This is a genomic window from Rhizobium sp. WSM1328 (assembly GCF_057653715.1).
Genome location: NZ_CM172788.1, coordinates 567,809 through 581,235, shown reverse-complemented (window position 1 = coordinate 581,235; position 13,427 = coordinate 567,809). Strand labels below are relative to the sequence as shown.

Below are 13,427 nucleotides of genomic sequence, written 5' to 3'. Positions count from 1 at the left end.
CGGCGGTTTATACTCATTCCGAGCCCATTTCGCGCTCGATCGCGCGCCAGCCGATGTCGCGCCGGCAGAAGCCGTTTTCCCATCTCACCCTGTCGAGCAGCGCGTAGGCGCGGCTCTTCGCCTCGGCGACCGTGCCGCCTGACGCGGTGACATTCAGCACACGGCCGCCGGTCGCAACCAGCGCGCCGTCCTTCAGACCCGTGCCGGCATGAAACACCTTCTCGCCCTTGCCTGCGTCCGGCAGGGAAAGGATCGGCGTGTTCTTGTCGTAGGCGCCCGGATAACCCTTCGAGGCCATGACCACCGTCAGTGCCGGATCCTCGTTCCATTCGGCCTTGACCTGATCGAGCGTGCCGTTGGCGGTGGCGAGCAGCAGCGGCAGGAGATCGCTCTTCAACCGCATCATCATCACCTGGCATTCGGGATCGCCGAAGCGGACATTGTATTCGATCAGCTCCGGCCCCTTCTTGGTGATCATCAGCCCGGCGAAAAAGACACCGGAGAAAGGATGACCACTCTCGGCCATGCCGCGCATCGTCGGTTCGATGATCTCTTTCATAGTGCGCTCGACCATTTCGGCGGTCATCACAGGCGCCGGCGAATAGGCGCCCATGCCGCCGGTATTGACGCCGGTATCGCCCTCGCCCACCCGCTTGTGATCCTGGGCGGTTGCAAGCGGCAGCGCATGTTTGCCATCGCAGAGGCAGAAGAAGCTCGCTTCCTCGCCATCGAGATAAGCTTCGACGACGACTTCGGCGCCGGCAGCACCAAAGGCGCCCTCGAAGCAGTCGTCGACCGCGGCCAAAGCTTCATCGAGCGTCATCGCAACCGTCACGCCCTTGCCGGCGGCAAGACCATCGGCCTTGACGACGATCGGCACGCCCTCGGCGCGGATATAGGCTTTGGCCTTCGGTCCATTGTTGAAGCGCTGGTAGGCGCCTGTCGGAATGCCGTAGCGGGCGCAGATATCCTTGGTGAAACCTTTGGAACCCTCGAGCTGGGCTGCGGCAGCGGAGGGACCGAAGACCGCCAGGCCATCGGCGCGCAGCCGGTCGGCGAGGCCGGCAACCAGCGGCGCTTCCGGGCCGACGACGACGAAATCGATCGCCTTGTCCTTGCAGAAGGCCACGACCGCTTCGTGATCCTCGATGTCAACCGGCACGAGCACGGCGTGTTCGGCAATGCCGGGATTGCCGGGTGCGGCGTAGAATTCGCTCATCAGCGGCGATTGCGCCAGCTTCCAGGCGAGCGCGTGCTCGCGTCCGCCCGATCCGATCAACAGAACCTTCATGCGCGACCCTTTCCTTTTCTGTCTGGCGGTTAAGGGCCAAGGGCCGAAAGGTCAAGCGGGAAAGCTTACCAGCCCCCGCCTCCCCCACCTCCGCCACCGCCGCCGGACGAGCCGCCGCCGGAAAAACCGGAGGATGAACTTGAGGGCGGCGGCGCGGGTATCGTCGACGCGATGGTCGAGGCCATGGACGAGGAAAAACCACCGATACGATCGGAAAAGCTGCCGCTGTTGAAATTGCCGGCATACCAGGCGGGCGCATAGGCTGCAGCCGCACCGGCAGCGGCTGCAGCAAGCCAGGTCTCGAAGGTGCGTGACCAGGGTTTTTCGACGCCGAGCGCCACCGCATAGGGCAGCAGCGTCTCGAAATGCCGTGGCGACATTTCCGGGGCGCCGGCCGTGTTCATCCGGTCCTTCTCGGCAAGCGTCAGATATTGGCGCAGGCCGTCTATGCCATCCATCATCTTGGCGCCGAGCGGGGTCGGTGCACCCATGATGAAGACATAGAGGATGTTGAGCAGCACGATGCCGCCGACGGCAAACAGCATCGGCGTTTCGTGCAGTTCCACCAGCGACGAGGCAAGCGCCAGCACCATGGTCGCCAGGATGCTGATGCCGACGAAGACGCCGATCGCGGCGGAGATGATGGCGATGATCTTACCGAACAGCGACTTGCCGCGATGCAGCGACCTGACGAGGCCGGCGGCGAACACCGCAACGAAGACCGAAATGGCGATCGGGATCAGCATCAGCGCGATGGTATCCGGCGCCAGCGAACCGAAGACGAACAGGATCACTAGGGCTGCGGCGCTGAGCACGATGCCGCCGGCGGTATAGCCGAGGTTGGAATTGTAATATTTGCCGCGATGTTCTTTCTCGATCGCCGAGCGAAAGGCCTGGCCGACGGACTTCACCCGCTCGCCATTGGCCTTGTCGATCGTCAGCGTCGAACCGGCGCCGCCGGCGACCTTCAGCAATTCGATTTCGCCGGCCTGGAATTTCTCCTTGCCGAGTGGCTTGCCGGTGCCTTGAATGACAATCGAATTCTTCAGGTCTTCGAGCTTGACGTAACCGCGGACGGCAAGATTGAGCGCGGTGGCGGACAGCGCCGTCCAGCCCTCGCCGGAGAAGCCCTTATTGTCGATATAGTTGACCAGCGCCGGCGAGATACCATCAGGCGCGTCCCAGCGCGGCACGACGACGCCACGGGCAGGATCGCGGCCGACCTTCAGCCAGGAGCGCGTGTAATATGCCAAAACCAGGAGCAGACCGCCGAAGCCGATGAAATAATTGCGGTTGTCCTTCAGCCACCAGGTGCTTTCCATATCCGCGCTCGGCGGATCGATAGACCCCTTCGGCATGCGAATCGCAAAGGTCAGGCCTTCGTAGGCATCAAGCGGCGCGGTGGTGGAAAAGACCAAGCCAGCGCCGCTCTCGCTGACGCGGGCATTCTTTCCGGTGGCTCCCTCAGGGCCGGTGAAGAAGGTCGTCTCCGTCGCGCCGACATCAGGCGGCAGCTTCACCGTCGCCGTGGCCGAGCGGATCGGGAAGATCCAGCCGTTGCCGGTGACGTTCCAATAGAGTTCGTCATGATCGTCGAAATAGCGGATCTGGCGATTGGTCCTGTAGGTGAAGACGTATCGATGACGGCCCGGCGTCACGGTCACGTCGGCAGAACCGGCATAGATGCGGATGCCGCCTGATATCGATTCAGTGTGCCAGGGCTCGTTATCGCCGTCGCGCTGGACCGACACCATATCGAAATCGACGCTGCGGCGGCGACCCGCGGCATCGGTGAAATAGAGCGGGAAATCACGGAAGATGCCGTGGTTGATCTGATTGCCTTCGGCATTGACGGTGATCGTTTCCGTCACCGTCATCGCACCGCTTTTTTCGAGCGTAATGTCGGAGGCAAAACTGTCGATCACCTCGGCGGCAAAGGCCGCCGGGGCGGCGAGCATCAACAGCAGTGCAAAGCAAAATCCGAAAAACCGACGCCCCATCCCTGTCTCCCCGCCGGCAGCCTCGGCTGCGCGTTTCGTCAATCTTTGTCCTGATAGGTCACGCCGAGGGCGGCCAGCGTCCGCCAATAGGCGGGGAAGGTCTTGCCGACGCAATCGGGATCGAGAATGGTGATGCCGTCGATCTTCAGGCCGGCCAGCGCGAAACTCATAGCTATGCGGTGGTCGGCGAAGCTGTCGATCTCCGCCGGCAGATGTTGGCCCACAAGTGCGGGATCCGACTGCACGATCAGATCGTCACCCTCCTCGCGGGCAAGGCCTGAAACAATGCGGTTGAGGCCGGTCGAGAGCGCCTGGATGCGGTCGCATTCCTTGACGCGCAGGTTGGCGATGCCGACGAAGCGAACCGGCGTCTCGTTGAAGGCGGCAAGCACGGCAAGGGTGGGAACGGCATCCTGCATCTGCGAGCCGTCGATCTCCGACGGCAGATGCGGGAATTTGGCGATCATGTCATAGGCGCGCGCATCCGGCTGCGAAAAGGCGTCGGAGGGAACACCGAGATCGATCGCGCCGCCTGTGAGGACTTCGGCGGCCCAGAGATAGGTCGCGGCCGAGGCATCCGGCTCGACGATGAAGTCGGCAGCGTGGTAGCCGGTCGGCTCGACGCGCCATGTGACCGGGCTGGTCTTCTCGACCTTGGCGCCGAAAGCCTTCATCGCCGCCGTGGTCAGATCGATATAGCCGAGCGCGCCGATATCCTCGCCGACGAGTTCGATGTCGATCGGCCGGTCGCCGCCGGCCGCCATCATCAGCAGCGCCGAAACATACTGGCTGGACAGGCCGCCATCGATGCGGATGCGGTCGGCCTGGAAGCGGCCGGTGCCCTTGACGGTGACCGGCGGGCAGCCGGTCTCGGCACTCACGTCGATGCCGAGCGTTCGCATCGCCTCGACCAGCGGCCCGATCGGGCGCTTGCGCATATGTTCGTCGCCATCGACGATGACCGTGCCGTCGACCAAAGCCGCAGCCGCCGTCAGGAAACGTGTCGCCGTGCCGGCATTGCCGAGGAAGAGCGGCGCCTTCGGCGGCAGTAGCCTGCCGCTGCCGGTGACGACGAAGGTGGTATCGTCAGGCTCGTCGATCGTAACACCCATGGCACGCAGCGCTTCGGCCATATAACGCGTATCGTCGCTCTTCAGCGCCCCGGTCAGCCGGCTCGTGCCCTTCGCAAGGCCGGCAAGCAGCAGCGCGCGATTGGTGATCGACTTGGAGCCGGGCGGCATGGCGCGGCCCGAAAGCGGCCTGCCCGGCGGAATGATCGTGAGTTTGGCTGTGCGTGTCATGCTGTTCTTCCGTCCCTGGGGCGACCCTGAAGCGCGTCGCGATCTTTCAGATTCGCTTGGCCCACCCTTCAGGTCTTTGGTTTTGCGCGACATGCTCTAGCCGGCCGCGATCCGCCCCCTGCTCTTAATCGCTTTCTCGCAAAGGCAAAATGCCGGATCGTCAGAATTTCACGGTGGGAACGGCACGATCGGCCTCATTCGTGATCTCGAAATATTCCCGCTTGGCAAAACCGAACTGACCGGCAACGAGATTGGACGGGAAGCTTTCAACCTTGACGTTCAGGTCGCGGGCAGCACCATTGTAATAACGCCGGGCCATCTGCAGCTCGCCTTCCATGGTTTCCAGCGAGGCCTGCAGCTCGGCAAAATTCTGGTTGGCCTTGAGATCCGGATAGGCTTCGGCGAGCGCGATGACGCGACCGAGCGCCTGGCCGAGCAGACCTTCCGCCTGCGCCCTGCCGGCGACATCGCCTGATGGTACGGCCTGCGCCTTGTTGCGGAGCTCAACCACCTCTTCGAGCGTCGATTTTTCGTGGGCGGCATAACCCTTGACCGTCTCGATAAGGTTCGGGATCAGGTCGGCGCGGCGCTTGAGCTGGACGTCGATGCCCGACCAGGCTTCTTCCGCCATCTGTCGCGCGCGAACCAGGCCGTTGTAAATGAAGACGAGATAGAGAGCGATGACAACGATAATAGCGAGTATCACATACATGCAGATGAGCTCCCCCGATTTGATGATCGCACGTTAGTGATTCGGCATAACAAAGTCATCTTGGCGCAGTCATTCTTTGACTGATTTCGATCAGACTTTGAAAATACCGCTCGTCTAAGAACTTATTCGCCAATCCGGAGCATAGGCATCCATCTTCTCGCTCTCTCGCCAGAGGTTGAAACGTTCGGTCCAGCGTTGCTCGACACCAAGCGCGACGGCGAAGGGCAGATGGTGCTCGTAGCATTCGATCGACATTGGCGGGCCATCGATCTCACCGTGGAAATAACGATGCAAACTGAGGATGTGATTGCGGATCTGCCGCTGCTTCGACGTTGGCATGCGCAGCATCGCCAAAACGGCGATAATGCCGGCAATGTGCAGCAAGATCGCCACCAGATATGGCTGCTGTTCGCCGATCACCTCGGTCGTGCCGATATAGCAAAGTGCAACAATCAGTATCGCCGGAAGACCCACAAACAAACTAATCGCCTGTTTGAACTGCTCGGAGGTGCCGGTGGCCACGGGAAACCGCTCTGGATGGCGGAACATTGTTACCACCAGAAAAACAATGAGCAATATCCCGCAGATGGCCGCGGAAAAAATCAAGAGGCCCGACAAATAGGCAGTGGCAATGCCAAGAACTAGAATTGTAGCCGAAGTCGTCAACGCTGCTCGATCTGCGCCGCCTCTAACTTTCCAATATTCCTCGGCGACTATCTGGTGCAAGTCACGTTCGAAACCATACAGGGCATATACGACGGTGCGCCGATCATTGACGGGCCGCTCTCCTTCAATTCGACCAAATACCGAACGTGTCACAGCTGGAAGACCATACCATCTGGCGCGCGCCACCTTGCCCTTCTTGCGCACCTGCCTGGCAGACAAATCCGAAGCTTCAGCATTCTCCCCAAGGCCAGAAATGCGAAGCAGTCTCTTCGTTGCGAGATGGCAGACAGACGCCATGAAGGCCGCCTTTGCAGTATCCGGCTTCCAGTTCCAAAACACATAGGCGGCTAAAGCAGGCGAGATGCTCTCCGTCTTTTTGCTATCGCCAGCAATTGAAGGTGCAGGCAATCGCCAGCCCTGCCCCAATCTCATGAGGACAAACAGACCGGCGATGAGCGGTCCCAAAATGCTTATGAATGGGAGAAAGTGATCGGAAAGCCACCACTGCACCCGCTCGCCGCTCGTTACGGTCACAAAGGTCCCTGCGGGATATTCGATCTCGATGTCCGGCAGCTTTCGATCCGCTTTACCTACTGGAATAGATACCAAGATCTCATTCGGTGCGCTCCGCGTAATGTCATAGCCCGCCGCCCGATCCTGTTGCGAGGGGCGTACCGTTCCGCCCGGCGGCAGCTTCAGAGTAAGCGTTTTTTTCGCTCCCTGGCCGTGCACGCGGCCCATATAGGCCGGCAGGAAGAGAACCTCGTGATCGCCTTCCTGACGAACCAGGCGTCCGAGCCAGTAAGCGATCTGGATCTTTGTAACACCGGTGAGCAGATCTGCAGAACAGCTTTTGCAGTGCTCCGCTCCTATGTAAACCGAATAGCCCGGCACATTGTTTTCTTTGAAATAATATTCGTCGATTCCGTCACGCCGGGCTGCGGCCAGTTCGAAATCGCGCCAGTGAACACCACCTGACGCATCCGTGAAACGTTGAGGGATATCAACGTAGACGCCGCCGTAATTTTCCGCCTTTTTGACCAAAATGTCGAAGTGTTCCGACACAAACGCACTGCCGTCGGTATAGACTTCGATCGTAGTGTTTGCCGAATAGACGGTGAATTCTTTGTCGAAATTGCTGCACGAAGTCAGGACGAACAGCATGGCGCATAAGATGGGCCATGCTAAAAGGCGCAACATCCTGGGGGCGGAATTTTCATACAAAAGTTTAAAGTAAAGAATACCGCTCTTCAAAAGAGATACCGAAGCCATACGTGATCGCAACACCCACAAGACATGTGGGGGCGGTTTGCGCAATACAAAAGAAGCGGAGCGACGGAAGCGACGGAAATTTTCGAGACGGCTTTTACGCCGCCTCTTTCGAGAGATTGACGCCGCCGGCGTCGGTCAGCAGAAAGGCTTCGCCGCAGGCCTTGGCAAGCGTGCGAACGCGCAGGATATAGCTTTGGCGCTCGGTGACCGAGATGACGCCGCGGGCGTCGAGCAGGTTGAAGACATGGCTTGCCTTGATGCACTGGTCATAGGCCGGGAAGACGCATTTGTGCAGGCGCTGGTTGGCGTTGTCGCCGGGGGCGCCGGCATCGAGCAGCGCCCGGCATTCCTTCTCGGCATCGACGAAATGGCGGTGCAGCATCTCGGTATTGGCGAACTCGAAATTATGACGCGAATATTCCTGCTCGGCCTGCAGGAAGACATCGCCATAGCTGATCTTTTCGTCGCCGTCGCGGCCGTTGAAGTTCAGGTCGTAGACATTGTCGACGCCCTGGACATACATGGCGAGCCGTTCGAGACCATAGGTCAATTCGCCAGCGACCGGCGAGCATTCGATACCGCAGACCTGCTGGAAATAGGTGAATTGCGAGACTTCCATGCCGTCGCACCAGCATTCCCAGCCGAGGCCCCAGGCGCCGAGCGTCGGGCTTTCCCAGTCATCCTCGACGAAGCGGATGTCATGCAGCAGCGGATCGAGACCGATCGCCGCCAGCGAGCCGAGATAAAGCTCCTGCAGGTTTGGCGGGTTCGGCTTCAGGATGACCTGGTATTGGTAATAATGCTGCAGCCGGTTCGGGTTTTCGCCATAGCGGCCGTCGGACGGGCGCCGCGACGGCTGGACGTAAGCGGCCTTCCAGGGCTTGGGGCCGAGGGCGCGCAGCGTGGTGGCAGGGTGGAAGGTGCCGGCGCCGACTTCCATGTCATAGGGCTGCAGCACCGCGCAACCCTTGTCCGCCCAGTAATTATGCAGGGTCAGGATCAGCGCCTGGAAGGAGCGCTTCGGGTTCATATGGTCTGGGATAGCTGACATCGAACGGCACCGATTGCTTGGGATTTATCGGCGCGACAGGTGCCATGGAGGGCGGCGGGGGTCAAGACTTTTGCAGCGGCGGAGAGCCATCGAATGCCGATATGGAAGAGGAATTCTTTCTTGTGCTGTGGGGGGTGCCCCCCTCTGTCCTGCCGGACATCTCCCCCACAAAGGGGGAGATCGGCTGGGGGGAATGTGCCGGCTTTCATAACGGCTCCGCGCAGGCGTTCCGTTGTTTGGGGAAGCCTTAGCCACTTGCCGATCTCCCACCTGTGGGGGAGATGCCCGGCAGGGCAGAGGGGGGCTTCCACCTGCAGAGCGCCCGGAGCCATTGCCGGATGAGAGGCAAATGAGTGGCGACGCCTCTTATTCTCCCTCGCGCTTCAGCCGGTACTCTCCCGTCGCCGGGTCCTTGACCAGCGTGCCGATCGCGCCGGTCTGGCGCTCTTTTTCAGCACGGCGCGACTTTTCGGCGAGCTTGCGGGCATCGGAGACGAAGCGGCGGTAAAGCCACCAGGCTGAGAAGACCAGGATCAGAATAGTAATTAACTGCGGCATGCCCCTCTCTTGCTCCCTTCAAAGCCCGAAACGGCTCCACAATGCTCTTTCTTCCGCCGCTTCGACAAGCCCTGTCGCGAGACCGGATGCAGCGTCCTCGAGCGAAACCGGCGACACACCTGGAATCCGGCGGCCGAACAGGCCGCGGCCGGCGGTGACGAGCTCCAGTTTGGTCTTCTGGCCGTAGCGCCTCTTCAATTCCTGGCGCATATCGCCGAGGCCATCGATGAGGCCGAGTTCGAGGCCGCGCGTGCCGCTCCAGAACAGGCCGGAAAATACCGTCGCATCGTCCCTCAGCTTGCTGGCGCGACGTTCGCGCACCATGGAGATGAAGACCTGGTGGATTTCGAGCTGCAGGCTCTTCAGATACTCGATATCCTTTTCCTTTTCCGGCTGGAAGGGATCGAGGATCACCTTGTTTTCGCCCGCCGTATAGACGCGGCGTTCGACGCCGATCTTCTTCAAGAGTTCGGGAAAGCCGAAACCGCCGGAAACGACGCCGATCGAGCCGACGATGGAGGTGGCGTCGGCAATGATCTCGTCGCCGGCAAGCGCGATCATGTAACCGCCGGAGGCAGCGACATCCTCGACGAAGACCAGAACCTTCTTCTGTTTCTCACGGGCGAGCTCGCGAATGCGGGTGAAGATCAGGCGCGACTGGACGGGCGAGCCGCCCGGCGAATTGATGGAGATGGCGATCGCCGGCGCGTCCTTCATGGCGAAGGCCTTTTCCAGAACCGGAGAGACATTGGCGAGATTGAGGGTCGGTCGGAACTGGCCGCCGCCGCTGATAATCGCCCCTTGCAGCCGGACGACCGGAATGGTGATGCCGTCCTTGCGGAACCGTTTCGGCAGCAGTTTTCTCAAGAATCCGGCCATTTTCCATCCTTCGCTTCGGGTCGCACGATCGCCTCCATGTATGCGCTGGAACGGCAAACGCAATGGCCGCGTTCCTGAAAATAGCGGGTTTGAATTTGTTATTGCGAATGACTTGCATTATCATTCTAATTCGTCATAGTGCGCTGACGATAAAACAGGTGGAAATCGCATGGACGCCCTCAATCCGAATGCAAAGAACGGCTGGCGGCACGAACGCGGAGAAGCGTCGCTGTCGGATGTTTACCGCACCGTCGGTACTGGGCGTCACAGCTCGAGATGGCGAAGGGCGGCAGCCTTCGCCGGACCGGGCTACATGGTCGCCGTTGGCTATATGGACCCCGGCAACTGGGCGACCTCGCTCGCCGGCGGCTCGAAATTCGGCTATGCGCTGCTCACCGTCGCTCTGCTTTCCAACCTGATGGCGATCGTGCTGCAATCGCTCTGCGCGCGCCTGGCGATCGCCTCCGGCCGCGACCTCGCCCAGGCCTGCCGCGACGCCTTTCCGAAATATGTCTCGCTGCCGCTCTGGGCCTTTGCGGAAATCGCCATCATCGCCACCGATATCGCCGAGGTGATCGGCACGGCGATCGGCCTCAACCTGTTGATGGGCATCCCGCTCGAACTCGGCGTGCTGATCACCGCGCTCGACGTCTTCGTGATCCTCTTCCTGCAGAAGCTCGGCTTCCGCTGGGTGGAAGCCTTCATCATCGCGCTGCTCGGCGTTATCGCCGTCTGCTTCGGCGTGCAGATACTGCTGGCCGACCCGCAATGGGGCGCGGTCCTCACCGGCTTCTTCCCGACGACGGAGATCGTCACCAATCCCGAGATGCTCTATCTGGCGCTCGGCATTCTCGGCGCGACCGTCATGCCGCACAATCTCTACCTCCACTCCGGTATCGTGCAGACGCGGGCCTATGGCCATACGGTTCCCGAAAAGAGGGAGGCGCTCACCTTTGCGACGATCGACTCGACCGTCGCGCTCTGTTTCGCGCTGCTGATCAACGCCTCGATCCTGATCCTGGCTGCCGCCGCCTTCAATGCGCACGGCAAGACTGACGTCGTCGAACTCGGCGATGCCTATTCGCTGCTGTCGCCGCTGCTCGGCCTCGCCATCGCGCCGACGCTGTTCGGCATCGCGCTTCTCTGCTGCGGTCTCAACTCGACGGTGACGGCGACGCTTGCCGGCCAGATCGTCATGGAAGGCTTCCTCAAGATTCGGCTGAAGCCGTGGGTGCGCCGCCTGATTACCCGGGCCATCGCCATCGTGCCGGCAGCGATCGTCACCATCTGGTATGGCGACCAGGGCACGGCAGAGCTTTTGATCCTGACCCAGGTGGTGCTCAGCCTGCAGCTTTCCTTCGCCGTCTTCCCGCTGGTGATGTTCACCGCCAACAAAGCCAAGATGGGTGAACTCGTGGCACCGCGCTGGCTGAGTGGGGTTGCGTATCTGATCGCGATCGTCATCGCCGGGCTGAACGTCAAGCTGCTCTTCGACTTCGTCACCGGCTGAAGCATTTTTCAGGAAAAGTGTGGCGCCAGTCTAAAGCCTGGCATAGGCCGCCCGGCCATTATTGAAATCATCAACGAGAGGGGAGAACTTGTGGCTCCCCTCTTCGTGCATGATGAGGGCCGCACGCAGCGACAGCCGCGCCCGCGATCCCTTGATACCAGTCACCAGTATCCGCACGGCGTTTTCACCCTGACGCGGATGGATGGCGGTGATCTCGATGCCGCCGAAGCGCCGGCCGCAGGCGGCGACGATCTCGGCGATCGACTGTGGCCTGGCGATCAGCGACAATTGCCCGCCTGGGATTATGATGGCGCCGGCGGTGCGGATCCAGCTTTCGAACAGGCCGTCGGTCATCGCATGGGCTTCGGCCTTCAGCGCGTCCGGTGTGCGCCGGTCGCCGGCGTCGTTGAAGGGCGGGTTCATGATGACGTGGTGGAAGCTCTCATCGGTGAGCCCGGCATCGTTGCGCGCCTTGGCGGTCAGCGTCACATCGGCCTCGACGACGCTGACGCGGCCGGCGAGATGGGCATTGTCGGGCAAGAGGATGCTGCGGCGGGCATAATCGGCCATCTCGGCCGAGCGCTCGAAAAGCACGACTTGCGTATTGGCAAGCCGCGAGGCGACGGCAAGGCCGGCAGCGCCGGCGCCGGCGCCGAGATCGGCGACCCTGACCGGACGATCGTCGGCGACGAGCGCCGCAAGCAGCATCGCATCCATGCCGGAGCGATGACCCCTGCCCTTCGGCTGCACCACATGGAAGCCGCCGCGATGAAAGGCATCGACAGTGTCAGTGGCGGTCATCGGAGCTCACTTCCGCTCGCGCAGCTCGCCGCCGAGACCGGCATCGGTGAGGATGCGGCGCGCCTGATCGGCCATCTCCTCATCCACCAGCAGGCGGCGCGACAGCATGCCGAGCGAGCCTTCCAGCACGCTCATGCCCTGATCGGCGATGAAGCAGTGAATTCCGGCATCCTTCATCAAACTCTCGGCAAAGGAGAGCAGAACGGGGTCGTTGGCGCGGATAAGCTCATGCATTTGCCGTCGTTTTCCTTCCAATTTCGCTCAGCGCGACAATTCACCCCTTGCCGCGTCCATCGCCCCTTTCTATTGTCAGGTGCAATGAATGAATAGGAGTCCGGGTCGTTGGGCGTGGTCATACCGCTTGAAGAAAGCAAAAACAAACTGGCATCCATAAAGCCGCTGGTCGATCTCACCAGGGCGGATATGGAGCGAGTAAACCAGCTCATTCTGTCTAAGGCCGGCTCCGACGTGCAGATGATCCCCGAAGTGGCGAACCATCTGATCTCGTCCGGCGGCAAGCGGCTACGGCCGATGCTGACGCTGGCTTCCGCCTCGCTGTTCGACTACAGGGGCGAAAACCACGTCAAGCTCGCCACATCGGTCGAGTTCATGCACACGGCAACGCTGCTGCACGACGATGTCGTCGACGAAAGCGATCTGCGCCGCGGCAAATCGACGGCGCGGATGATCTGGGGCAACCAGGCAAGCGTGCTGGTCGGCGACTTCCTGCTCGGCCAGGCCTTCCGGATGATGGTCGATGTCGGCTCGCTCGATGCGCTGGATGTCTTGTCTTCCGCCGCCTGCGTGATCGCCGAAGGCGAGGTGCTGCAGCTTTCCGTCGCCAAGAACATGGAGACGACGGAGGACGATTATCTCTCCGTCATCCGCGCCAAGACGGCGGCTCTCTTTGCCGCCGCCGCCGAAGTCGGGCCAATCGTCGCCGAGGCCGGCCGGTCCGGCCGCAATGCGCTGAAATCCTACGGCATGAATCTCGGGCTCGCCTTCCAGCTGGTCGACGACGCGCTCGACTATGGCGGCAAGGCGGCCGATCTCGGCAAGAATGTCGGCGACGATTTCCGCGAGGGCAAGATCACCCTGCCGGTCATTCTCGCCTATCGCCGCGGCACCGAGGACGAGCGCGCCTTCTGGCGCGATGCGATCGAAGCCGGCAACAGCACTGACGCAAACCTCGAAAAAGCGCTGGGGCTGATCACCAAATATGGCACGCTGAGCGACACGATCGGCCGCGCGATCCATTACGGCACGATCGCACGGGATGCGCTTGCGCCCCTTCCCGATACGGTCTGGAAATCCGCCCTGATGGAAGTGATCGACTTCTGCATCGAGCGCGTCAATTGATCAAACGTCCTTGATCGCAGGCTGATT

General features: G+C 61.2%; 12 protein-coding genes. 2 read left to right on the top strand and 10 right to left on the bottom strand.

What is annotated here, in order from left to right; all coding sequences use genetic code 11:
* Positions 1 to 13: 13 nt before the first annotated feature.
* From purD to AC2444_RS02800, 8 genes are all read right to left on the bottom strand, one after another.
* Complete coding sequence (gene purD / locus AC2444_RS02835) at positions 14 to 1,291, bottom strand: phosphoribosylamine--glycine ligase (protein ID WP_012756258.1); 1,278 nt, start codon at positions 1,289 to 1,291, stop codon at positions 14 to 16.
* A 65-nt stretch (positions 1,292 to 1,356) separates the two neighbouring features.
* Positions 1,357 to 3,291 carry a DUF2207 domain-containing protein gene (locus tag AC2444_RS02830; protein ID WP_012756257.1) on the bottom strand — a complete coding sequence of 645 codons (1,935 nt, stop codon included), beginning with the start codon at positions 3,289 to 3,291 and terminating at the stop codon, positions 1,357 to 1,359.
* Between the two features lie 38 nt (positions 3,292 to 3,329).
* A complete protein-coding gene (locus tag AC2444_RS02825) occupies positions 3,330 to 4,592 on the bottom strand; it encodes a 3-phosphoshikimate 1-carboxyvinyltransferase (protein WP_012756256.1) in 1,263 nt (420 codons plus the stop codon).
* A 160-nt stretch (positions 4,593 to 4,752) separates the two neighbouring features.
* Positions 4,753 to 5,304 carry a LemA family protein gene (locus AC2444_RS02820; protein WP_012756255.1) on the bottom strand — a complete coding sequence of 184 codons (552 nt, stop codon included), beginning with the start codon at positions 5,302 to 5,304 and terminating at the stop codon, positions 4,753 to 4,755.
* 114 nt (positions 5,305 to 5,418) lie between these two features.
* Positions 5,419 to 7,242: a DUF2207 family protein gene (locus tag AC2444_RS02815; protein WP_012756254.1), complete on the bottom strand. Its 1,824-nt coding sequence runs from the start codon at positions 7,240 to 7,242 to the stop codon at positions 5,419 to 5,421.
* 94 nt (positions 7,243 to 7,336) lie between these two features.
* Positions 7,337 to 8,293: a glycine--tRNA ligase subunit alpha gene (locus tag AC2444_RS02810; protein WP_011650682.1), complete on the bottom strand. Its 957-nt coding sequence runs from the start codon at positions 8,291 to 8,293 to the stop codon at positions 7,337 to 7,339.
* A 366-nt stretch (positions 8,294 to 8,659) separates the two neighbouring features.
* Entirely contained in the window at positions 8,660 to 8,851 is a 192-nt protein-coding gene (locus tag AC2444_RS02805) for a membrane protein (protein ID WP_003556931.1), read from the bottom strand.
* 18 nt (positions 8,852 to 8,869) lie between these two features.
* Complete coding sequence (locus tag AC2444_RS02800) at positions 8,870 to 9,730, bottom strand: S49 family peptidase (RefSeq protein WP_012756253.1); 861 nt, start codon at positions 9,728 to 9,730, stop codon at positions 8,870 to 8,872.
* 169 nt (positions 9,731 to 9,899) lie between these two features.
* On the opposite strand from AC2444_RS02800, the gene AC2444_RS02795 reads away from it, so the two are divergent.
* The gene (locus AC2444_RS02795) at positions 9,900 to 11,240 is read left to right on the top strand and encodes an Nramp family divalent metal transporter (RefSeq protein ID WP_012756252.1); all 1,341 of its coding nucleotides are present in this window, start codon (positions 9,900 to 9,902) and stop codon (positions 11,238 to 11,240) included.
* A 30-nt stretch (positions 11,241 to 11,270) separates the two neighbouring features.
* On the opposite strand, the gene AC2444_RS02790 is transcribed toward AC2444_RS02795, so the two are convergent.
* Both AC2444_RS02790 and AC2444_RS02785 read right to left on the bottom strand, forming a co-directional pair.
* Complete coding sequence (locus AC2444_RS02790; protein WP_012756251.1) at positions 11,271 to 12,041, bottom strand: tRNA1(Val) (adenine(37)-N6)-methyltransferase; 771 nt, start codon at positions 12,039 to 12,041, stop codon at positions 11,271 to 11,273.
* A gap of 6 nt (positions 12,042 to 12,047) precedes the next feature.
* The gene (locus AC2444_RS02785) at positions 12,048 to 12,275 is read right to left on the bottom strand and encodes a putative signal transducing protein (protein ID WP_003556924.1); all 228 of its coding nucleotides are present in this window, start codon (positions 12,273 to 12,275) and stop codon (positions 12,048 to 12,050) included.
* A 108-nt stretch (positions 12,276 to 12,383) separates the two neighbouring features.
* On the opposite strand from AC2444_RS02785, the gene AC2444_RS02780 reads away from it, so the two are divergent.
* Complete coding sequence (locus tag AC2444_RS02780) at positions 12,384 to 13,400, top strand: polyprenyl synthetase family protein (RefSeq protein ID WP_003556922.1); 1,017 nt, start codon at positions 12,384 to 12,386, stop codon at positions 13,398 to 13,400.
* Positions 13,401 to 13,427: the final 27 nt, after the last annotated feature.